The sequence below is a fragment of the Bergeyella cardium genome, from assembly GCF_003614945.1.
Taxonomy (GTDB): domain Bacteria; phylum Bacteroidota; class Bacteroidia; order Flavobacteriales; family Weeksellaceae; genus Bergeyella_A; species Bergeyella_A cardium.
Genome location: NZ_QYCZ01000001.1, coordinates 1,160,700 through 1,183,123, shown reverse-complemented (window position 1 = coordinate 1,183,123; position 22,424 = coordinate 1,160,700). Strand labels below are relative to the sequence as shown.

General features: G+C 38.3%; 21 protein-coding genes and 1 pseudogene. 17 read left to right on the top strand and 5 right to left on the bottom strand.

Going from position 1 to position 22,424, the window contains the following annotated elements; translation table 11 throughout:
- Positions 1 to 342: 342 nt before the first annotated feature.
- From D8991_RS05395 to D8991_RS09105, 3 genes and pseudogenes are all read left to right on the top strand, one after another.
- Positions 343 to 1,353 carry a hypothetical protein gene (locus D8991_RS05395; protein WP_120489141.1) on the top strand — a complete coding sequence of 337 codons (1,011 nt, stop codon included), beginning with the start codon at positions 343 to 345 and terminating at the stop codon, positions 1,351 to 1,353.
- A 36-nt stretch (positions 1,354 to 1,389) separates the two neighbouring features.
- Positions 1,390 to 1,994, top strand: a pseudogene (locus D8991_RS05390) (DNA-binding domain-containing protein).
- A 6-nt stretch (positions 1,995 to 2,000) separates the two neighbouring features.
- Positions 2,001 to 2,129 carry a hypothetical protein gene (locus D8991_RS09105; protein ID WP_262512158.1) on the top strand — a complete coding sequence of 43 codons (129 nt, stop codon included), beginning with the start codon at positions 2,001 to 2,003 and terminating at the stop codon, positions 2,127 to 2,129.
- Between the two features lie 426 nt (positions 2,130 to 2,555).
- Here the strand turns inward: D8991_RS09105 and D8991_RS05380 are convergent, their stop codons facing one another.
- Positions 2,556 to 3,722 (bottom strand): proline dehydrogenase family protein, encoded by a 1,167-nt coding sequence (locus D8991_RS05380; protein ID WP_120489138.1) that lies wholly within the window; start codon positions 3,720 to 3,722, stop codon positions 2,556 to 2,558.
- A 242-nt stretch (positions 3,723 to 3,964) separates the two neighbouring features.
- On the bottom strand, positions 3,965 to 5,599 hold the full coding sequence (locus tag D8991_RS05375) for a DEAD/DEAH box helicase (RefSeq protein ID WP_120489137.1): 1,635 nt from the start codon (positions 5,597 to 5,599) through the stop codon (positions 3,965 to 3,967).
- A 396-nt stretch (positions 5,600 to 5,995) separates the two neighbouring features.
- Between D8991_RS05375 and ruvX the strand changes: the two genes are divergently transcribed.
- The 8 genes from ruvX to D8991_RS05335 all read left to right on the top strand — a co-directional run bounded on the left by ruvX (position 5,996) and on the right by D8991_RS05335 (position 11,325).
- Positions 5,996 to 6,406, top strand: coding sequence for a Holliday junction resolvase RuvX (gene ruvX / locus D8991_RS05370; RefSeq protein ID WP_120489136.1), 411 nt, complete (start codon positions 5,996 to 5,998; stop codon positions 6,404 to 6,406).
- Positions 6,403 to 6,975: a peptide deformylase gene (gene def, locus D8991_RS05365; protein WP_120489135.1), complete on the top strand. Its 573-nt coding sequence runs from the start codon at positions 6,403 to 6,405 to the stop codon at positions 6,973 to 6,975. Before ruvX ends, def begins: the two co-directional genes overlap by 4 nt.
- A gap of 36 nt (positions 6,976 to 7,011) precedes the next feature.
- The gene (locus D8991_RS05360) at positions 7,012 to 7,443 is read left to right on the top strand and encodes a DUF5606 family protein (RefSeq protein ID WP_120489134.1); all 432 of its coding nucleotides are present in this window, start codon (positions 7,012 to 7,014) and stop codon (positions 7,441 to 7,443) included.
- A 78-nt stretch (positions 7,444 to 7,521) separates the two neighbouring features.
- Entirely contained in the window at positions 7,522 to 8,601 is a 1,080-nt protein-coding gene (gene recF, locus D8991_RS05355) for a DNA replication/repair protein RecF (protein WP_120489133.1), read from the top strand.
- A 1-nt stretch (position 8,602) separates the two neighbouring features.
- Positions 8,603 to 9,136: a methylated-DNA--[protein]-cysteine S-methyltransferase gene (locus tag D8991_RS05350; RefSeq protein WP_120489132.1), complete on the top strand. Its 534-nt coding sequence runs from the start codon at positions 8,603 to 8,605 to the stop codon at positions 9,134 to 9,136.
- Positions 9,137 to 9,169: 33 nt separating this feature from the next.
- Positions 9,170 to 9,502, top strand: a complete 333-nt coding sequence (locus D8991_RS05345; RefSeq protein ID WP_120489131.1) for a Sec-independent protein translocase subunit TatA/TatB — start codon at positions 9,170 to 9,172, stop codon at positions 9,500 to 9,502.
- Positions 9,502 to 10,074, top strand: a complete 573-nt coding sequence (locus tag D8991_RS05340; protein WP_120489130.1) for a phosphatase PAP2 family protein — start codon at positions 9,502 to 9,504, stop codon at positions 10,072 to 10,074. The genes D8991_RS05345 and D8991_RS05340 overlap by 1 nt, the downstream gene beginning before the upstream one ends.
- Positions 10,075 to 10,119: 45 nt before the next feature.
- Positions 10,120 to 11,325 (top strand): metallophosphoesterase, encoded by a 1,206-nt coding sequence (locus tag D8991_RS05335; protein ID WP_120489129.1) that lies wholly within the window; start codon positions 10,120 to 10,122, stop codon positions 11,323 to 11,325.
- A 7-nt stretch (positions 11,326 to 11,332) separates the two neighbouring features.
- Here D8991_RS05335 and D8991_RS05330 read toward each other — a convergent pair whose 3' ends face one another.
- From D8991_RS05330 to D8991_RS05320, 3 genes are all read right to left on the bottom strand, one after another.
- Positions 11,333 to 11,797 carry a regulatory protein RecX gene (locus D8991_RS05330; RefSeq protein WP_185123859.1) on the bottom strand — a complete coding sequence of 155 codons (465 nt, stop codon included), beginning with the start codon at positions 11,795 to 11,797 and terminating at the stop codon, positions 11,333 to 11,335.
- Between the two features lie 195 nt (positions 11,798 to 11,992).
- Positions 11,993 to 13,123, bottom strand: coding sequence for a molecular chaperone DnaJ (gene dnaJ, locus D8991_RS05325; RefSeq protein WP_120489128.1), 1,131 nt, complete (start codon positions 13,121 to 13,123; stop codon positions 11,993 to 11,995).
- Positions 13,124 to 13,152: 29 nt separating this feature from the next.
- Positions 13,153 to 13,695, bottom strand: coding sequence for a nucleotide exchange factor GrpE (locus D8991_RS05320; RefSeq protein ID WP_120489127.1), 543 nt, complete (start codon positions 13,693 to 13,695; stop codon positions 13,153 to 13,155).
- Positions 13,696 to 13,901: 206 nt separating this feature from the next.
- On the opposite strand from D8991_RS05320, the gene D8991_RS05315 reads away from it, so the two are divergent.
- The 6 genes from D8991_RS05315 to D8991_RS05290 all read left to right on the top strand — a co-directional run bounded on the left by D8991_RS05315 (position 13,902) and on the right by D8991_RS05290 (position 22,423).
- On the top strand, positions 13,902 to 15,857 hold the full coding sequence (locus D8991_RS05315) for a polysaccharide biosynthesis protein (RefSeq protein WP_120489126.1): 1,956 nt from the start codon (positions 13,902 to 13,904) through the stop codon (positions 15,855 to 15,857).
- A gap of 34 nt (positions 15,858 to 15,891) precedes the next feature.
- A complete protein-coding gene (locus tag D8991_RS05310; protein WP_120489125.1) occupies positions 15,892 to 16,689 on the top strand; it encodes a polysaccharide biosynthesis/export family protein in 798 nt (265 codons plus the stop codon).
- A gap of 74 nt (positions 16,690 to 16,763) precedes the next feature.
- Positions 16,764 to 19,133 (top strand): GumC family protein, encoded by a 2,370-nt coding sequence (locus tag D8991_RS05305; protein WP_120489124.1) that lies wholly within the window; start codon positions 16,764 to 16,766, stop codon positions 19,131 to 19,133.
- An 8-nt stretch (positions 19,134 to 19,141) separates the two neighbouring features.
- Positions 19,142 to 20,131 carry an SDR family oxidoreductase gene (locus D8991_RS05300; protein ID WP_120489123.1) on the top strand — a complete coding sequence of 330 codons (990 nt, stop codon included), beginning with the start codon at positions 19,142 to 19,144 and terminating at the stop codon, positions 20,129 to 20,131.
- Between the two features lie 18 nt (positions 20,132 to 20,149).
- Positions 20,150 to 21,433 (top strand): nucleotide sugar dehydrogenase, encoded by a 1,284-nt coding sequence (locus D8991_RS05295; protein ID WP_120489122.1) that lies wholly within the window; start codon positions 20,150 to 20,152, stop codon positions 21,431 to 21,433.
- Positions 21,434 to 21,724: 291 nt separating this feature from the next.
- Entirely contained in the window at positions 21,725 to 22,423 is a 699-nt protein-coding gene (locus tag D8991_RS05290; RefSeq protein ID WP_120489121.1) for an alkanesulfonate monooxygenase, read from the top strand.
- The last annotated feature ends 1 nt before the right edge of the window (position 22,424 follow it).

Sequence of the window (22,424 nt, the reverse complement as noted above, 5' to 3'; positions counted from 1 at the left end):
TAGATTTTGGCTGGAGGCTAAAATTTATAATCTATCTCTTGCATAATAAATAAATACTCTCATCTTTGCGAAGCAATTAGATGAAAAAGATGGAAAGAGAAACACAAAATATGATAAGAATTAGCTGCATAGACTTGCGTATATGCGGTAAATTTTTATCTTTCTTTAAATAGGTATAGATAAAATACTTTATCTTTATTAAGCACTGAGAGGTGCGCGGGCAAAGCCCGCGCACCTCTCAGTGCTTTTTTGCGTTTGGGGCATTTTGCCCGAAAGGGCAAAATGCCCCAAACGCACCGCTAATTTTTAGAAGATATAATTAAATAAAGTAGAACATAAATTATGACACATCAGAATTTATTATTTAGATTGAAAGCACTTGGGCTGATAAGTATAAGTGCTCTCGCAAGTGCGCAGTATGATGATAGAGTAGGGATAAACACAGATACGCCGAAGGCTACTCTGGATCTCCGACCAAACCCAGACAATGCCTTAGCAACGGCTACGACGAATGAGGGGCTATTAATCCCTAAACTCTCCAAAGCTAGAGTAGCGAATATAACCACTCCAGAAGAAGCAACTATGGTCTATGTAGAGAATTTATTCTACACAGGCACAGACCCAAGGGTAAGTGGAATTATTTCTCCAGGTTTTTATTACTACGATGCAGTAAATGGCAAATGGAAAAAACTTAATATGAATCCTCCTACAGGCTTAGAAAAGATAACCGAAAATGGCAATACAGGCTGGAGATTAATAGGCAGAGATCCTAATAACTATGGAGACATAGGAGAAGGAGCAATAGATTTTAGCCATAGTACTTCTCCTAGTAATGAAAATGGTGCTACGGGAGAAAAGTCTTTTGCTTTTGGTACTGATGCAAAGGCTACTGGGATTTATTCTTTTGCCATAGGGGATAATACTGAGGCAAAAGGTGAATATTCAGAAGCTATAGGTAGAAATACTTATGCAGTTGGGCCCTTCTCCAAAGCTTTATTTGGAGGTACAGCAATAGGGCATAACTCTATTGCTATAGATGGTACAGCTGAGGGGTCGAATTCTTATGCTGTATTTAATGCTTATACCGCCTCTACAGCAACTGGCTCCATAGCTATAGGTGCTGTTGTAACAGAACCCCATATAATAGCTATAGGAGGAGCTCCTATATATGCCAGAACAGGACCTTCTTATAGTAAAGTAGCTATTGGTAATCTTCTTTATTTAGAGAAAGATCTAAAAATGAAAGCCAATGCCTTAGGTGACTGCAACGCTAATACTAGAGGTACTATAAAGTTTGACGGAACGAATTTCCACGGCTGTACCCCTTCTGGCTGGAAACAGCTCAATAACTAAACACTAAACAATCAATAAACAAAAAACCATATTACAATGAAAAATACTTTAAAAGCGTGGCTAAGAGATAACCCTCTTACCAGCGACCCATCAGATTTTGTAGGCGTTCCTGCGAGCGTAGGGAGCGTAAGCATAGCAGAGATTGTAGCAGAGCTCAAAAAAGAAGGTATGGAGATAAAAGAGGAGACCGTAATAGACATTGTTTCCCGCTTTAATCGCAAGAGCACAGAGCTCGTGCTCCAAGGCTATGTAGTGAATACAGGTCTCGTGATAATGCGCCCGGCCATCAAGGGAGCCTTCCGCGATAGGACTTGGGATAAGGACAAGCACAGCGTCTATGTAAATGTAAATCAAGGTGCAGAGCTAAGAAAAGCCATCTCCCAAACCAAAGTAGAATTCCTCGGCGCCCACTGGCGTGGGGAGCACTTATTCAATTGCCTCACTGGCTATGGTATGTAGTAAGTGCCTGCCAGGCTGTGGCTGTTCTGAATGAGCCATCTCGTCTTTTGGTGCTTATCCCCGCCTCGCTCCCCGCAGGCAACTACGAGCTGAGCATCACAACGCAGTTTAGCAATACATCCAAAGTATTTCTAAAGTCACCAAGAACAGAAGTGTTTAATGTTCCTGTGATAATTGCCTAACTCGCTATGATAGAGTTGTTAAAGTTATATATTGCTATCCTTCTTGGGCAATTAGAAAAGCGAGATGACCTCGCCCTCTCGGGCGAGGGTGTCTCGCTCTCTCGAGCGAAGGTGCCTCGCTCTCTCGAGCGATAGCCATTAGCTAAGCCAGCCTATTAAACCTAAATAACGAGTAAGCTCAAGAATAGACAAAAAAAATCAATGATGGATAAAGTTCTTCAAATGATAAAAAAGAAATAGAAACCTTGCACTTTATCACTTGTGTGCATAATGCGTTTTTATAGTTGTTAGTATTTTGTTATTTGTACGGCACCCCGAGTGGGGTGCCGTACTCTTTTTTGGCTGATGGCAACTGGCAACTAGCTTTTGGCTTCTAGCTTCTAGCAGTTGGCGGTGTGCGGTTAGTTTGTACTAAGTGCCTCCCCTGCTAAGGGGTGCTCCCCACGCTAGTGGGTGCCTCACCGGCTACGGTGTGGCTGCCGTGCTAAGGGGCGCTGTGGCAAAAAAAATCGTAAAGCCAATTGGCTTTACGATTTCCCATTTAAGAATGGTTGAGATAATTTAATTCTTTCTTCTTTGGATTTCCTTTCTCAGGAGGGAGAGTTCGCGTCCCGTTTGCCCTGCTACGGAAGTATTTTCCTGTGCTCTTCGTGTAAGGTAAGGAACTACATCTTTTACTGGACCGTAAGGGAGGTATTTGCTGGCGTTGTATTTCAGGTGTCCGAGCATATAGGTGATGTTATCACTCATACCGTATAACTGTCCGAAGTGGATTCTTGGGTCGTTGTTTTCAAGTCCTTTTTCTTTCATTTTGTCCATAAGGAGCTTCATAGAAACTTCGTTATGAGAGCCGAAGAAGGCAGAGATTTTATCAAGGTGTTCCATTACGAAGTGGATAGCATCATCATAGTTTTTATCAGATGCCTCTTTGTTGGGCTGGATAGGAGATGGGTAGCCCATTTTTGCAGCTCTTTCTCTCTCTTTCTCCATATATGCCCCACGAACGAATTTGTAACCGAGGAAGTAGTTGCCTTCATTGGCGCGTTTGAGGTCTTCTTCAAGGTATTCTATTCTCCCTGTTCTGTACATTTGGATGGTATTCCATACAATTGCTTTTTCTTTATTGTATTTTGCCATCATTTCATTTACAATATCATCTACCGCTGTTTGAGCCCAAGATTCCTCAGCATCTACCATTAGGATTACATCATTTTCGTAGGCGAATTTGCAGATTTCTTCGTATCTGTTTCTTACTTTTTGCCATTCTTCTTGCTCGGCATCGCTAAGGGTTTTTCCGCTTTGTACATCTGCGTAGAGGTTTAATCTACCGAAGCCTGTTGGCTTAAATACTACGAAAGGGATAGCTGGATTACCTTTTGCAAAAGTAATGTTCTCCTTTGTTTCTTTTAGAGTTTGGTCAAAAGCAGCTTCTTCTTCCTTCCCCTCAATGGCATAGTCAAAAATGCTTCCGATATGGTGGGTGTGCATTTTATTTACCACTTTCATACTTACCTCACGGGTTTCTCCACCGCAGAACTGCTCAAAGAGTGTATCTCTTACGATTCCTTCTACGAGAGGGAAGTTGTTTCGGATGGTGAAGTTGAGTAAATCAATCCCTATATTCGTAAGTGTAGGGTGCTGAATCATTGTGAACATCCATTTTGCTTTTTCCAGCTGTTTTGTGGTTTTATCAGCAAAAGCAATCTCTGTGTTATCAAAAGTGCTCATTATTGTTTTTTTATTTTAATGCCAGCAAAGTTAATAATTCCCAATGAATTGATGAAACATAATTTTTGATTTGTTAGCTGAGCCGTTATTTTAATTGTTTATATATATTTTTTAGAGAGATAATTTGCCGATAAAACAAGACAAAGAGGTATTCAATAGCTACTTTTATTAAAGAAAAAGCAACCTCTAATGGGGCTGCTTTGGGTTTTGTCTTAATTATTTCTGATTTCTACAAGAGAATTTTAATTTGCCACTTCGGCACGCATTTCTTTTCCTTTGAATTTCATAAAGGAGATATTGCTTAGAACTTCGTTTTTGAAATCTTTTTCTACTTCAAAGAAGGTAAATTTATCAAGGATTTCAATATCGCCAATGTCTGCCCGTTTTTTAGACTTAGCCGTTGCTTTATTGATGATGTCCAGCATATCTACTTTTCTCAGTCTGTCTCTTTTCCCGAGATTGAAGAAGAAGCGTACCATATCTGCGCTGTTTCTTTTCTTTTGGTCTCGTCCGCGTTTTCTGTCTCTTCTGCCAGATGGTTCGGCTTCATCAGAGAGTTGCTGAGAAGAAAGGTCGTTTCTATTCTGATAGTAGAGTGCCATATCTTTCAGTTGGAATTGAAGGAGCTGATGAACCAATTCCTCTTTTGTGAACTGAGAGAGGTCGGGAATGAGGCTGTTATCAAAGTCAAAATAATCCTCGTGTTTGGTGAGGAGTTTATCAAATACGCCTGCCACTTGTGCTTTGATGATGATATCTCCTTTCGGGATTTGCTTCTCTACGATTTCTATCTTGGTTTGAGATTTTATTTGTTTCAGTTTTCGAGTCTCGTCTGGTTTTATGAGTGCCATAGAGATACCGTCTTTACCTGCACGCCCCGTTCTACCACTTCGGTGTACGAATACTTCTGGGTCATCGGGTAGAGAGTAGTGGATTACATGAGTGAGGGAATCTACATCCAGCCCTCTGGCAGCAACATCAGTAGCTACAAGGATTTCAAGGTTTTTAAGCCTGAATTTCTTCATCACAATATCCCTTTGTGCTTGGGAGAGGTCTCCGTGCAATGCATCGGCAGCATAGCCGTTTTGCATAAGGAAGTCAGCCACATCCTGAGTTTCTGCTCTCGTTCGGCAGAAGATAATAGAGTACTGGTTGGGGTTAGCATCTATCAGCCTTTTGAGGGCTTCTTTCTTCTGTCGGTAGGTTACTACATAATACTCGTGGGAGATATTCTTCTTCACTGCATTAATAGAACCTACGGAAATCTTGTGCGGATTTGTAAGGTAGTTTTTAGAGATTTTTTCTACTTCCTTATTCATCGTAGCAGAGAAGAGCAGGGTTTGTTTCTCGTCTGGTGTTTCGCTGAGTATGGTTTCAAGGTCATCCTTAAAGCCCATAGAGAGCATCTCATCGGCTTCGTCGAGAACGAGCCAATGTATCGCAGAGAAATCAAGAGATTTTCTCTTAATAAGGTCTATAACTCGCCCAGGAGTACCTACGATAATCTGAGGTTTCTCCTTTAAGGAGCGCATCTGATCTACAATACTGCTCCCCCCATAAACTGCAACAGTTTTTAGATTTGGGAGGTATTTCGTATAGTTTTTAATGTCTTTGGTAATCTGGAGGCAAAGCTCACGAGTAGGGCAGAGCACCAAAAGCTGGATTTTACGACTTGTGTCGTCTATCATATCCAGAATCGGAAGCGAAAATGCTGCTGTTTTGCCTGTTCCCGTAGCCGCAAGAGCGATTAAATCGCGAATATCAGAGAGAATAAAAGGAATAGTCAGTTTCTGGATTTCTGTCGGCTGTTCGTAGCCGAGTTCGCCAACCGCCTTGATGATTTCAGGGCTGAGGTTGGATTCCGTAAATAAATTCATTAAAAGAACGCTGTTAATTATTAGGCGGCAAATATAAAACTTTTATTTATATAACAAATACACCTTAATATATTATATTGATTGAAAAAAATAATGATGCCCTACAGAATTAAAAATACAAAAGCAGGCGATTTTTATTTCGTAGTGATGAAAAAATATTTCATAGTGATGAAAATTCCATTTTGTAATGATGAAATAGAAATTTCGTAGTTATAAAATTATAATTTCATAGTGATGAAAAATATTTTCCACAGTAGAAAATTTTAATTAGCTAAATATTAATTAAATAAAAAAATGAATTTTAACTCTAAAAAGCACATTATCCCTAAAAAAAGGGACAATGCCCCTTTTGTCTTATGTTAAGGAGTTGAGAAAATTTTTTAAATTTGCAGCCTTATGGCGCAAATCTTAGCGATAGATTATGGAAGAGCCCGTTGCGGACTGGCGGTAACCGATGATATGCAGATTATCGCAAGTACCTTGGATACCGTGCCCACAGCCAAGCTGGTAGATTACCTCAGAGGTTATTTTAGCTCTAATGCTGTTGAGACTGTAGTTATAGGTCTTCCAGTGGATTTAAAGGGGAATATGTCTGAAGTAGAAATCGATATCCTCAGATTTATTGAGGTTTTTGAGAGGGAGTTTCCACGGATAAAAGTAGAGCGATTTGATGAGCGGTTTACTTCCAAAATGGCTTCTTATTTCATCAGCCAAAGCGGTAAAAATAAGAAGCAACGGGAGCAGAAAGAATTGATTGATAAGGTAAGTGCCACGATTATTTTACAAAATTATTTAGAAAAGAAATGATATTACCCATCAGAGCCTTTGGCGACCCTGTATTGAGAAAGACGGGGAGAGATATAGATAAAGACTATCCAGAGCTTCAGACACTTATTGCGAATATGTTTGAAACAATGAATGAAGCTAATGGTATTGGTTTGGCAGCACCGCAGATAGGTCTGGACATCCGCCTGTTTATAGTAGATGCTTCGCCTCTTGCAGAGGATGAGGATTATGCAGAGATTGCTGATGAGCTTAAAACCTTTAAGAAAGTCTTCATCAATGCTAAAATCCTTGAAGAAAGCGGTGAGGAGTGGAAGTTTAATGAAGGTTGTCTCTCTATACCCGATGTGCGGGAAGATGTAAAGCGAAAGGAAACCATATTGATAGAATATTATGATGAGAACTTCGTGAAGCATACGGAGAGCTATTCTGATATCAGGGCGAGAATCATTCAGCACGAGTATGACCATATTGAGGGCATACTCTTTACCGACCATCTCAGTGCATTAAAAAAGAAATTAGTGAAAGGGAAGCTCAATAAAATATCTCAGGGAGATATTAGTGTAGGCTATAAAATGAGATTTCCTAAATAATTGAATTAGTTAAGTATTAAATAAAATAAATTTAAGATGTTGTTAGAAAAAATAATTTCCATCTCTGGAAAACCGGGACTTTACAAATTAGTTTCTCAACTTAGAAACGGATTTATCATTGAAGATGTTATCACAAAAAAGAAAGTAAGTATTGGTAATTCTTCTCAGGTAAGTTTGTTAGATAATATTTCTATGTATACTTTTGATAAGGAAGTTCCACTTTTTCAAGTATTTGAAAATATTGCAAAGGGAAATGATTACAAAGAAACGATTTCTCATAAGGCTACGGATGCAGAGCTGAAAGACTTTATGCTCTCCGCTCTTCCTGATTATGATACAGAGAGAGTCTATGTATCCGATATTAAGAAACTTGCTCAGTGGTATAACATCCTTCAAAAAGCAGGGTATATTACGGCTGAAAGTTTTGCAAAGCCGGAGGAAACAGAGCAACCTGCCGAGGCAAAATAAAAATCTGAGTATAAACCTTAGACTATATTATAAAGGAGTTGTTTTTATGGGCAACTTCTTTTTTTTACATTTGTTGCGATGATTTTACGAAGACTTTTCTTAGCGAATTTTAAAAATCACCCCGAAAGAACCTTTCAGCTATCGCCACAAATCAACTGTTTTGTGGGGAATAATGGTGTGGGAAAAACCAATATTCTCGATGCCCTACACTACCTCTCCGTAGGTAAGAGCTTTCTTGGGAATTCGGACTTAAATAATATTAAGGACGGGGAAGATTTCTTTTCCATTACCGCAGAAGTACAGAATGAAGACCGAGATGAGACTATAAAAATAATGCTCCACAAAGAAGCTAAGAAAGTGATTAAAAAGAATGATAAAACCTATAACCGTATTGCTGACCATATTGGTTATCTGCCGAGTGTTATCATCTCTCCGTATGATTCCAATCTCATTTCAGACTCTGGGGAGAGTAGGAGGAAGTTCCTCGATGCGATGATTTCTCAAACCGATTCTCAGTACCTCTTTGACTTGATACAATACCAGAAAGCGGTTCAACAGAGGAATGCCCTGCTGAAGTTCTTTGCAAAAAACCGAACCTTTGATGCTGATTCTTTGGATATTTATAATGAGCCTATCACTCAGTATGGCAGTGAGATTTTTGAGAAGAGAAAGTCGTTTGTACAGAGTCTTAAGCCCGTTATTCAGTATTTCTATGAAGTAATTTCGGGAGCTAAGGAAGAGATTAATGTATCGTATGAGTCCCATCTTTCGGAAGGAAATTTTGAAGACCTGCTCAGGAAAAATCTGGAAAAGGATAGAGTACTTACCTACACTTCCAAAGGAGTGCATAAAGATGACCTTATCTTTGAAATGAACAGCAATTTGATAAAGAAGACAGGCTCTCAGGGGCAGCAGAAATCATTTCTTATCGCCTTGAAACTGGCACAGATTAATCGGATAAAGGAGCTTACGGGTAAGTCGCCCATCCTCCTCCTTGATGATATATTTGATAAACTTGATGATAGCCGCGTTTCTCAACTTATAGAGCTTGTGAATAGCGAATCTTTTGGGCAAATTTTTATTACCGATACCCACAGGGAACGCACAGAAAGTGTAGTGAAAAAAATAAATAACGAAAGCAAGATATTTAGTATATAATATGAATACGATTTATTTAAAAGAGATTAAAACGCCTCTTGGTGAGCTCTTCGCTTGTGCCGATAACAAGGGTGTTTGCCTTTTGGAATTCCCAGACAGTAAAGGTTTGGATAAGGAGCTTAAAGAGATTTCAAAGACACTTCAAGGGGAGATTGTAAAAGGGGAGAATGAGCATTTAAAACTTTTAGAAAGAGAATTAAATGAGTATTTTCAAGGGAAGAGGAAGAGCTTCAGCGTTCCACTAAATACGGTGGGCACAGACTTTCAAAAGCAGGTATGGGAGTCTTTGCTTAAAATCCCTTATGGCACTACAACCAGCTATCAGAAGCAGGCAAATCTCTTGGGGCGACCAAAAGCTGTACGAGCCGTAGCCAATGCCAATGGACAGAATAAAATCTCCATCCTTATTCCTTGTCACAGGGTTATTGGTTCTAACGGAACTCTTACGGGCTATGGTGGTGGCTTACTGAGGAAACAGAAACTTCTGGAAATAGAAGGTGTGCTGCTCGGCTTTCCTAGTGGAGATAAGATTTGACTAACTTCTAATAAAAAATTATAAATTTGCGCAATGGAATTGAGTATAGGTGAAATGCTAATGATAGCACTGGTTATTATCGTTCTGTTTGGTCCAGACAAGTTACCTTCTATCGCTCGGGATTTAGGGCAGGGGGTGCGCAAGATGCGCGGTGCTGTAGAGGATATTAAAACTGAAATAATGAAAGAAGCAGATAATCCCGTTGCAGAAATTAAAAAGGAGATAGAAAAGGTAAAAGATGCTGCTAAGGATTTCAATCCGATGAAAGATATAGAAAACGTTGTAGCAGAAACTCCTGAGCCAGACACTCCAAAAGTAAATCCGCTGGAAGATGAAACCTACGAAGGACCAGTAAGCAGATCATAATGCAAGAGATTATAGCAGAAGATAAAGAATTATTAGTATATCTAAATGGGCTCGGTACAGAGTCCTTTGATGCTTTTTGGCTTACCGTTTCGGAGGTTTGGGTTTGGCTTCCGTTTTATTTTATTCTCTGCTACTTCCTTTTTAAGAGTTACAGACTTAATAGTTTCCTTTTCGCTTTGGTCTTTATCGCTTTGGGTGTTACGGTATCGGACCAGTTGGCAAATGTCTTTAAATATGGAGTAGAGCGCCTTCGCCCTTGCCACGACCCATCTATCTCCGATATTATAAGAAAGGTGAAATGCGGTGGGCAGTTTGGGTTTTATTCGGCTCACGCTTCTAATACTTTTTTTATAGCGACATTTCTCAGTATTTTATTCAAAAATAAACTAAAATCTCTCCCGTATATTTTGTTCTTTTGGGCAGCTTTTGTGTCTTATAGCAGGATTTATCTCGGGGTACATTTCCCTTTGGATGTCCTTACGGGTGCCGTAGTGGGGAGCCTTATCGGGTGGTTCTTTGCAAGGCTTAGCCTCTTTGTTTTTGCCAAGCAGGAGAGGGCGGGCAGTGCTTAATTTCTCATTCAAATCAATTAATTTTTAAAATCACTACATTCTTTTATGGTTAAGAATATTCTTATCGTCCTTGGGCTGTTCTTTTTATTAGAATTTTATGTTTATAAAGCAGTAGGAGTCCTTCTAAAAAGCCCTCAATTCAGGATAATTTATATTTCAGTTACTGCGCTTATCTATATTGTAGAGCTGTATTTCATCTTTTCTATTGGTATTAATAAGTATGATGCCCATAAGATGTCGTATATTATTTCGATTGCACTCATTTTCCTTCTTCCGAAGGTGTTTATTGCCTTTTTCCTCCTTATAGATGATGTTTTCAGGCTCTTAGACTATGGTATTCAGCATTTGAACAGGAATGAAGAGAAGCATTATCCTCATCGTAGAAATTTCCTTAGTTTGCTCGGGTTGGGATTGGCTGGGCTATTCTCTGGAATCGTAGTAGATGGGATTATTTTTGGGAAATACAGGCATAGGGCAAGGCTCGTAAAACTTAAAATCAAAAACCTGCCAAAAGCATTTAAGGGCTATACAATAGTTCAGATTTCCGATGTGCATAGTGGGAGTTTTTCTCATCCCGAAAAGCTTAGAAATGCAATTAATCTTATCAATGAGCAGCAGGCAGACCTCGTGCTCTTTACTGGGGATATGGTCAATATGGTAGCGGAGGAGTTTGAGCCTTTTGTTCCCCTTTTCTCAGAGATAAAGGCAAAAGATGCAAAGCTCGCTGTACTTGGCAATCACGATTACGGCTACTATTACTATACAACCAATAAGGAGCAGAAAGCCAATGTTGCCAAACTTATAGAATTGGAAGAAAAAGCAGGGTTCCAAATGCTGAGAAATGAGCATACAGTCATAGAAAAAGCAGGGGAGAGGCTCTATATTATCGGTGTTGAAAACTGGGGACTTCCCCCTTTCCCTCAATATGGAGATTTGGATAAAGCCACAGAGGGAATACCTCAGAATGCTGCTAAAATACTGATGAGCCACGACCCTACCCACTTTGATGAAGTTGTGAAAACCCACCCTTCGGATATTGCGCTTACCCTTTCTGGTCATACCCACGGGATGCAGTTTGGCTTAGACCTGAAAAACATAAAATGGTCTCCCGTGCAGTATAAATACCCTAAGTGGATAGACCTCTACGAGAGTCTTGGAAAGTATCTTTATGTCAATCGTGGTTTTGGGGTCTTAGGCTTCCCAGGCAGGGTAGGCGTAAATCCTGAGATTACCGTTTTTACTTTGAAATAGGCCGAGGCTATTGCTCGGTTATACTGTTTTGAATTTCATTATATTCAAAGCCTTTGGAGAGTAGATGGCGAATGCACTTCATCCTCTTCTGATAGTCTTTCATCCCTTTCTGTTTAGAGAAATAGGCGGTATAGAGTTTCTGTATTGTATTTCTATAATCGTCATCATCTATCTCATCAAAGCACGAGCTAATGAGTTTATCATTGATTTGTTTTTGTTTTAGATGAATACGAATCTTATTTTTCCCCCAGTCTTTGATGTAGAATTTTCCTCGTATATAGCTTCTTACAAATCGTTCTTCATTTAAGTAATTTTCCTTAATGAGGTACAGCAGAATCTCATCTTTTGCTTCAGGAATAAGGATAAATTCGCGCATTTTCTGTTCTACTTCGTAATGACATCTGTCCTGGTAAGTACAGTAATTTGCCATTTTTTGTTTGATTTCCTCAAAGGTATAAGATTTCTTCTCCATCGGTTATCTCAATAAATCGCGTAAAAATACTTTATCTCTTTCTATAATTCCAACTTATTAGCTGTGAATATAAACTTTTTAAGTCATAATAAATAGTGGGCTATTAAAAAAAATTCCTCTTTTTAAAAGGGGGATTTTATGTGTTTCTTTATACAGTAAAAGCATACCCAAGTATGCTGTAGATGCGATAACAGACTAAGAAAACAAGTCCCGAACCTTATCAAAGAAAGATTTCTCCTTTCCTGAAGGTTCAGCTTTCATTTCTCCTGATTCGAGCTGTTTTTCAAAGAAGGATTTCTGCTCGGGGGTGAGTTTTTGTGGCGTCCAAACATTGATATGGATAAACATATCTCCTTTGCCGTAGTGGTCTATACTTGGGAGCCCCTTACCTGAGAGCCTGAGGATTTTGCCCGACTGAGTACCTGCATCTATCGTGATTTTTACCTTACCTCCTACGGTAGGCACTTCTTTTTTGGTTCCGAGGGCTGCTTCCGCGAAGGAAATGTAGAGCTCTTGGTGGAGATTATCTCCTTCTCGTTTGATAGTAGCGTCCTGCTCCTCTTCTATAACGACGATGAGGTCTCCTGCTGCACCACCAAAAGGGGCATCATTACCCTTGCCTCTTACGCTAAACTGTATGCCCTCTCTCGCTCCTGCGGGAATATTGATGGATACTTCTTCCTCGTCCTTTATAAGCCCTTGTGCATTGGCTCCTGCAGGGATGTGGTCGGCCACCTTTCCTAGTCCTTGGCAAGTGCTACAGGTGGTTTGGGTTTGCATTTGCCCGAACATTGTGTTCATCACCTTTATTTGAGCTCCTGTACCGTGGCAAGTAGGGCAGGTCTTAGATGTAGCACCAGCAGCGGCTTTCATTTTTTTTACTTTGATGGTCTTTGTGGTGCCATTGAGCATTTCTTCGAGGTTGACTTTTATTCTCACCCTAAGGTTTGAACCTCTCACTTGTTGGGTTCTGCTGCCTCCACCACCGAAGCCTCCAAAACCACCGAAAGCGCCTCCACCGAAGATATCCCCGAACTGCTCGAAGATGTCTTCCATACTCATTCCACCACCGAAGCCACCGCCTCCAAAGCCACCATTGCCGCCCATACCTGCGTGCCCGAACTGATCATATCTGGCTTTTTTATCTGGGTCGCTGAGAACTTCATAGGCCTCTGCGGCTTCTTTAAATTTTTCTTCGGCTTCTTTATCACCTGGGTTTTTATCTGGGTGATATTTTATCGCTAATTTTCTGTATGCTTTCTTTATTTCATCTGCTGAGGCGGATTTTGATACGCCCAGTACTTCATAATAATCTCTTTTAGACATCGTTTAATTCTATTGTTTGTTATACGCTCTTAGGCCTGCCCTGTAACTACTTTTGCAAAGCGAATGACCTTGTCGTGGAGTATATAGCCTTCCTCTATTACATCAATGATTTTGCCTTTTAGCTCGTCGGAAGGAGCAGGGATTTGGGTAATAGCCTCGTGGAAATCTACATTGAAATCATCTCCAGCCTTTACTTCGATAGGTTTAAGACCTTTTTCTACTAATTTGCTTTTAAACTTCTGATAGATGAGCTCTACGCCTTTCAGGTCGGCCTCGTTTCCGTTTTGGGAGATGTCTTTTAGTGCTCTTTGGAAGTCGTCTAACACCCCTAAAAGGGAGGTCATAATATCTTGGTTGGCATAGAGGAAGAAATCTTGCTTTTCTTTTATGGTTCTTCGTTTGAAGTTTTCAAACTCGGCATAGAGGCGGATGTATTTGTCCTTTTCCTCTGCCAAAATTTCCTCTATGGATTTTTCTTCTGCCAGATTTTCCGTTTTTTCTACGGCTTCTTCTGGTTGTATTTCCTCGTTTTTGTTGAGTTCTTCGTTTTGAATATCGTTATTTTCAGACATAATGAATATTTTTTGCTCCCATTAGTCAAATTTTTTGCCAATGCTTGGGAGCTGACAAATTGTCTGTATGTTTTGTAAAACTTTCTTTTGAGTATTATGAAAAAGAGAAATATTAGGCAAAAGATAATTAATCTAGAGCGATATTGTATTTTAGAAGTGCTTTTTTATATTTTTGTAAATCCTATACAGGAAATAGATTGTATAAGATGAATGCTATTGAAGAATTAAAGAAGAGAATTTATAGTGGAGATAATGTTGTAAGCCTTTCAGATATGAGATATCTGCCGAGGTGGGCTATTTTGTTGATAGATATTTTCCTGATTTTTATTGCTATAATCACTGCTTGTTGGTTTTTTAAACGTTTTGGAAATATAGAAGTTTTTTCTCATCGTGTTGGGGTTGGTGGTTTTATTCTGATGGTAAATATCTTCTTTATGTATATCTTCAAAACTTTTGCGGGGATTATTCGACATTCTACCTTCATTGACTTATTAAAACTTATACTTGTTATTTTATGTTCTACCATTAGTGTAGGTTTTATTAATTATGGTATTATACAGTTTACGGGTGTTCGGCTTATACAGCATTCAGTAGTATTTTTATTTATATTTAGTATTATAGCCTGTATGCTCCTTTTCTCTCTTCGTTTGGTAGTAAAGGAGATGTTTTATATAGTAAAAGATTATGGGCATCTTACTTTTGGTAAGAAAGTGTTGGTTCTTGGAGTGGGAGAGAAGTCTGTAGCTATAGCAAAGGCAATAAAAGATAATTCACAATCACCATATGTAGTTACAGGTTTTATTACCAATAGAAAAGATTCTAAAAGTGCAAAATTACTCGGAAAGAGAATTTACCATAAGACTGATCTTGAAAAAAGTACAAAAGAGAGCCTTGATATAGATGGAATCATTGTACTGAAAGAAATTATTTCCAAAAAGGAACTTGATGAATGGGTAGCTCTTTTCTTGGAAAAAAAACTCCAAGTATTGAAGGCTGGAGATATAGAAAAGTTCGGTAGTAAGGAGAATAAGCTCGGTATACAAAAATTACAGATAGAAGATTTGCTCAACAGAAAGCAGATAAAAATTGAGAATAAAGAAGTAGAGCAGAGACATCTTGGGAAAGCAGTGCTGGTAACGGGAGGTGCAGGCTCTATCGGTAGTGAAATTGTGAGGCAGGTAGCACAGTACAAACCGAGTGTATTGGTCGTACTTGATCAAGCAGAGACTCCTCTATACGATATAGAACTCGAAATGAGGCAGAATTTCCCAGAGGTGGATATTAAATTTATCCTTGCAGATATTACCCATAAGGATAGGGTAGAGGCGCTTTTCCAAGAGTATAGATTCTCTATGGTCTATCACGCTGCAGCATATAAGCATGTGCCTCTTGTGGAGAATAATCCTAATGAAGGCACCCTTGCAAATGTATTGGGAACTAAGAATCTGGCACTGTTATCAAGTGAATATAATGTCAATCGCTTTGTAATGGTCTCCACAGATAAAGCGGTGAACCCTACCAATGTAATGGGGGCAACCAAACGAACGGCAGAGCTCTTTGTGCAGGCATTGCAGGGTATGGAGGGGAATAAAACCAAGTTTATTACCACTCGATTTGGTAATGTTTTAGGTTCTAATGGCTCGGTAATCCCTTACTTTAAGAAGCAAATAGAAGCTGGCGGCCCCGTAACCATAACCCACCCTGATATTGTACGATATTTTATGACTATTCCAGAGGCGTGTGAGCTTGTTCTTACCGCAGGGGTTATGGGTAATGGTGGTGAAATCTATGTTTTTGATATGGGAGAACCCGTAAAAATTGTAGACCTCGCAAAAAGAATGATAAAGCTCTCAGGTTTTGAACCTGATATAGATATTAAAATTATATTTACAGGGCTTAGACCAGGGGAAAAACTCTATGAAGAACTCCTGAGCGATGATACCAAAAACCTGCCTACTACTCACGAGAAGATAATGATTTCCAAAGACCCATCTATGCCGTTTGCTGATATAGATAGTCTTACAGATGAACTTATATTATTAGCAAAAGAAAATGATAAAATGGAAGTAGTAAGGCTAATAAAGAAAATAGTAAGAGAATTTAAAAGCAATAACTCCATATACGAGAGACTTGATAAACACAATGAGTCTTCGGTTTTTTAATTGTATATTTGCACCACTTTTTATAATAATATAAATGAACATTATTAAGCAGATTTTACCTTTATTTGGGTTAATATTTTTATTCTCTTGTGAGCCGAGGAAAAACCTCAACTATATGCAAGATATAGAGAAAATAGTTCTTGAAAATGCACATAAATTACAGCAGACTACTCTGCAACCAGGTGATGAGCTTGTTATTATGGTGATGGCAAAAGATGCTGATGTAGCTGCTCCCTTTAATCAAAGCTATTCTTCGGGTAAAGCATTACAGAATTTAAATATTACAGGTAATGTTCAGAACATCTCTCAAACAGCTTCTGGACCTACTTATATAGTAGATGATGAGGGAGCTATTGATATGCCGATCTTAGGTAAAATCAATGTAAAGGGACTGACGATAGATGGATTAAAATCTACTCTCTATAATAAACTCAGAAGATACATAAAAGAGCCTTCCGTAAGTGTTCGGCTTAATAATTTTAAAGTCTCCGTAATGGGAGAGGTTACTCGCCCTGGTGAGTATATATTATCAGATGGGAAAGGTACCCTAATGCAGGCACTGAGCTTAGCAGGAGACCTTACCATTTACGGACTTAGAGATGAAGTCCTCCTCATACGAACTACCGAAGGTAGAGTAGAGCAAACTAAGATAGACCTCTCAAAAGCAGATTTTATTAATTCTCCCTACTATATCTTAAAACAAGGAGATGTCATCTATGTGCCTGCAAATAAAACAAGACAGAAAGCCTCTCGCCTTGACCCTAATGCAGGTATATACATCTCAGTAGCCAGTGTGATTATTGGTCTTTTAGCATTGTTTATCAGGAAATAATCCCTTGCCATTACACGGGTTTAGCCTGTTTCCTTTTCATTAGATAAAATCATCAACGATTAATATAAAAAAGAATGTCATCAGAAAAAACGATAGATACAAACACTTCAGAAGAATTTAATTTAGCGGAAATCATAAAGCCTTACTTACAGCGCTGGAAATGGTTTATCATAAGTATATTCCTTACTTTATTTCTTACTTATTTTGCATTGAAGTTTATGACTCCTGTTTATAAAGTGGAGTCTACCGTTCTTATAAAAGATGCAGATAATTCCTCTGGTAGTCCAGAACTCGGGCTCCTTGCTGATTTGTCTGGTTTTGGTGGATTAAAAACCAATAGCATAGATAATGAAATCCAGATTTTCAGCTCCAAAAAACTAATGCGTGAAGTTGTACAGAATAATAATTTTCAAGCAAGCCTCTTTGCTAAGAAAGGTTTTAGAAAGGTAGAGCTTTACAAAGAGACTTCTCCTGTTAGTGTGAAGATTATCAGTGAAACTCCTAATGTAGACTTCCCTAAAAAACCTTTAGAGCTTATCGTTAAAGGCAATAAACTGAGCCTCAATTCTGATGAACTCAAAAAAGAAATCACCTCTGAGCTTGGGAAGACCATCTCCCTGCCTTATGCCAAAATGATTATCACTAAAAACGAGACCTACAATCCAAAACTCAATAAAGACATAGATGTATCTGCATTAGAGCTTCATATTTCTTCGCTTGAAAAGGCAGTGAATTATTATCAAGAGATTCTAAAAGTAGATTTGGTCAATAAAGATGCTACGGTTATCGCGCTCTCTATGAATTACCCTAATATCAAAAAAGCAGAGGATCTTATCAATGACCTCATTATTGCTTATAATATTGATGCGATAGACGACAAGAGTTCGGAGTCTAAAAAAACCCTCGATTTCATCGATGAAAGAATAAAAAAACTCTCCATAGAACTCGGTGATGTAGAAAATAAAAAAGAGCAGTTCAAAGTAGATTATAAAATTACTGATATCCCTACCGAAGCTAAGCTCAGTCTCGAAACTACCGTTGAAAACAGAGCAAAACAACTCGAAGCAGATGCCCAGCTTGAGCTTACCAACTCGCTGATATCCTATGTCTCCAAACAAGGAGCTTACCAAGTCCTCCCAACTAATGTCGGGCTTCAAAATGCAGATGCTTCTACTGTAATTTCTACCTATAATAAGCTCGTCCTTGAGAGAAATCGTCTCTTGGAATCCGCTACTGAGGAAAATCCTACCGTAATAGACCTCACAAAGCAGATTAATGCGATGCGTTCCTCTGTATTGCAGTCTTTACAAAAGAATAAAATCGCTTTAGAAATCACAAGGAATGAATTCCTTAGCGAGCAGAATAAAATCTCTGGCAGAATCTCTCAACTTCCCTCTATGGAGAAACTTTTCAGAGGGATAGAAAGACAGCAGCAGATAAAAGAAAGCCTCTATCTATTGCTTTTGCAGAAGAGGGAAGAGTCTGCCATTACTCAATCCATTATTGCCGATAAAGCAAGGGTGGTAGACACCGCATACCCCTCTGATAAGCCCGTCGCTCCAAAGAATATGATTATCCTGCTTGTAGGTTTGGTTATCGGTCTCCTCATTCCTTTAGCTATCATTTATATTTATGAGCTTGTAGATAATAAAATCAAGTCTAAGCATGATATTCAAAAGCTATCCACCACTCCTGTCATAGCAGAATTGCCAAGCATTAAGAAAGGAGAGGATGATATTATTAAAGTAAATGATGTTTCACCAGTTGCTGAGGCATTTAGAATACTGATTACGAATCTGAACTTTATGCTTCCTAAAAAGCACAAAGGTAAAGTGGTTTTCGTTACCTCTTCTGTAAAAGGCGAGGGTAAAACCTTTACTTCTATCAATCTGGCGCTTACTCTTGCTAATCCTAGAACCAAAGTGCTCATTATAGGTTCTGATATCCGAAATCCTCAGTTGCAGAGATACGATCCTAAAAGCCGTGCCTATGCAGGTCTTACCGAATATCTCCATTCTGACGATATACAGGTAGAGGATATCATTCATCAGTCGCTATTTAATCCAAATTGTGATGTAGTTTATTCTGGAATGATACCTCCAAACCCTACAGAGCTCCTCTCTAATGGTAGATTTGAGCAGCTCCTCAATACATTGAGCACTCAGTATGATTATATCATTGTAGATACAGCACCTTTACTTCTTGTTACGGATACATTATTGTTCGCGGAGCTTGCAGATGCCACGCTTTATGTTACCCGTTCTAAGTACACTGAGCGAGAGCTTATCAATTTTGCAAATGATAATATCAACAGTCATAAGCTCAACAATGTTGCTTTTGTTATTAATGATGTAAGCAAGACTAATCTCGGTTATGGCAATAAATATGGTTACGGCTACCATAGCAAAGAGAAAAAAGGATTTTTCAGAAGATTATTAGGATAAGGTTTAATATGGACTTCTCAAAATTACAAGATAAAAAGGTATTGGTTACGGGTGGAGCAGGCTTTATCGGCTCTAATCTTTGTGAAAAATTATTAGAAATCGGAGCTGTAGTTACGGTTTTAGATAATTTTGCTACTGGACACAGGCATAATATTGAACCATTTTTCTCTAATCCTAAATTTTCCCTTATAGAAGGTGATATTTGTGATTTAGAAACTTGCCAAAAAGCTTGCGAAGGCCAGGATTATGTGCTTCATGAGGCTGCTTTGGGCTCTGTTCCTCGTTCCATCAATGACCCTGTTACAAGCAATGATGTGAATGTATCAGGCTTTCTCAATATGCTCGTTGCAGCGAGAGATGCAGCGGTAAAAAGGTTAGTCTATGCCGCGAGTTCGTCTACTTATGGAGACTCCCAGTCATTACCAAAGGTAGAGAATGTTATTGGAAAACCACTTTCTCCTTATGCAATTACAAAATATGTAAATGAGCTTTATGCAGATGTATTTAAACGAACTTACAATTTTGATACTGTTGGATTAAGGTATTTCAATGTATTTGGGAGAAGGCAAGATCCTAATGGAGCCTATGCTGCGGTTATTCCTAAGTTTGTTATTCAATTGATGAATCATCAGTCTCCTACAATCAATGGAGATGGTACTTATTCCAGAGATTTTACCTATATAGATAATGTCGTTCAGATGAATCTCCTTGCACTCATTTCAGAAGATGAGGGAGCTATTAATCAAGTGTATAACACAGCGGTGGGAGACAGAACAACTATCAAGCAAATGGCAGAATTATTAAAAGAATATCTCTCTGCATACGATACTGAAATCGCTAATGTAGAAATCCTCCACGGGCCTAATCGTCAGGGAGATGTTCCTCATTCATTGGCAAGTATAGAAAAGGCTCAGAAGAATTTAGGATACCATCCTACTCATAAATTTGAAGAGGGACTAAAAGAAGCTGTAGATTGGTATTGGGAAAATTTAAAGTAAAAAGTAAGAATATAAAAAATGAATCATAAAATAGCAGTTATAGGTTTAGGATATGTCGGTCTTCCATTAGCAAGATTATTCGCAACGAAATTCCCTGTGGTAGGATTTGACATTAACCAGAAAAGAATTACAGAACTCAATGCAGGACACGATGAAACTTTGGAGGTTTCTGATGAACTTTTGAAGTCAGTTTTGGTTGGAGAAAACCCATTCAATACAAGTTCTAACGGACTTTTCTGCTCATCAAATCTGGAAGATATAAAAGATGCCAATATCTACATTATCACTGTTCCTACACCTGTGGATAGGAATAATCGCCCAGACCTTACACCTCTTGTAAAAGCAAGTGAGACCGTAGGAAAAGTCATCAAAAAAGGAGATATTGTTATTTACGAATCTACTGTTTATCCTGGGGCAACGGAGGAAGATTGTATCCCTGTGGTGGAGAAGGCTTCAGGATTGAAATTTAATCAAGATTTCTTTGCTGGATATTCCCCTGAAAGGATTAATCCAGGTGATAAAGAGCATACTGTAGAGAAAATTCTAAAAGTAACTTCTGGCTCCACACCAGAAATCGGAAAAGTGGTGGATAACCTTTATTCATCAGTAATTACAGTAGGGACTCACCTTGCGCCAACTATTAAAGTTGCTGAAGCAGCAAAAGTGATTGAAAATTCTCAAAGAGATATTAATATTGCTTTCGTAAATGAGTTGGCTAAAATATTTAATCTAATGGATATCAATACTCACGATGTACTAAAGGCAGCAGGCACTAAGTGGAATTTCCTTCCATTTAAGCCAGGTCTCGTTGGGGGACATTGCATCGGTGTAGATCCATATTATTTAGCACAGAAAGCTCAAGAGTACGGCTATCATCCAGAGATTATCCTTGCGGGGAGAAGAATGAACGATTCTATGGGCAAATATGTTGCAGAGCAAGTGATAAAGGCGATGATTAAGAAGAATATTCAAATCAATGGTGCTAAAGTCCTAATGCTTGGGGTAACTTTTAAAGAAAATTGCCCAGATGTCCGAAATACGAAAATCGTAGATGTCATTTCTGCTTTGGAGGATTTCGGTGTGAAGGTAAGTACTTTTGACCCTTGGGCAAATCCTTCTGAGGTTCAGCATGAGTACGGTATCACGAGTACTCAGCAGCTCCCTAATGGGAAGTATGATGCAATTATCTTTGGGGTAGCTCATAAAGATTTTAAAAATTTAGATATAGAAACTTTAAAGACCTCAAGTACTGTAGTCTATGATGTAAAAGGTGTTTTTGAGAATGTGGATAAGAGACTTTAATTCCAAAATTATTATCTGCTATTTTATTAAATTAATAAACTTATAGAATAAGAGATCTTTAGGCTGAAAAAGTTATATGAAGACAATGTACATTTATTGATAATCATTACCTTTGGCATCAGTAATAAATTTTTAAAAACTAATAAGAGATTTTTCTAAAAAAATCTGCAAGATGGAAGGATAATTTAGTAAGCCATCACAAAATTGCTTAGAATAGAATATAGGAAGAGAGTAATATTATACTTGAAAAGCCTAAAGAAAAACTATAATAATTGAAGAAAGGAAAAAAAGATGGATATTAAATTTCTTATAGCTCCACTAATGTATGCTGTATCTATTTATATAGATGTATTTACCTATCATTTAAAATTTAATCTTCACGATAATAAAAATTTCAGATATCTTTTTTCCCTTATCAATGTTTTTCAGTATTCTGCTCGGGGGTTTATTCTTATCTTCGCACCTATTATGGCCTACTATACCGAGTCTGTAAAAGATAAGGACTTAATCTGGCTAATGACCCTCCTTGCACACATATTCGTCATTCTTCTCCTTATAATGCTTTATAGTAGAAGGTATTCCTTAGCTATATCAAGATTTATTATATCAAAACTTAATTTCTTCCTTGGAAAAGTAGAGTATAAAAAAGATTTCACGATTATTTTGAATCCTACTTTTAGAAAGGAGGCTATTAATTTTAAGAAAGACAGTTTGTTCTTTGGTTTTTCTTTTCTAGCTTCATCTGTATATGGTTTTAGTATGACTTTTCTTTACTACATTGCATTTTATTTTCCGCAGAAAGTTCTTATGCTAAGTTCTTATAGCCAGGTACTGAATTCAGTAGGAGCTATGAGTCTCCTCCTGTTTATAGATCCAAGGATGATGGCTTCTATTGATAATGGTAAAGGATTAAAAGAGCTTAACATCATTACCACAAGTAGAATATGTGCTCATTTTGTATTAATATTAATTCTTTTATTTATTAGATAAA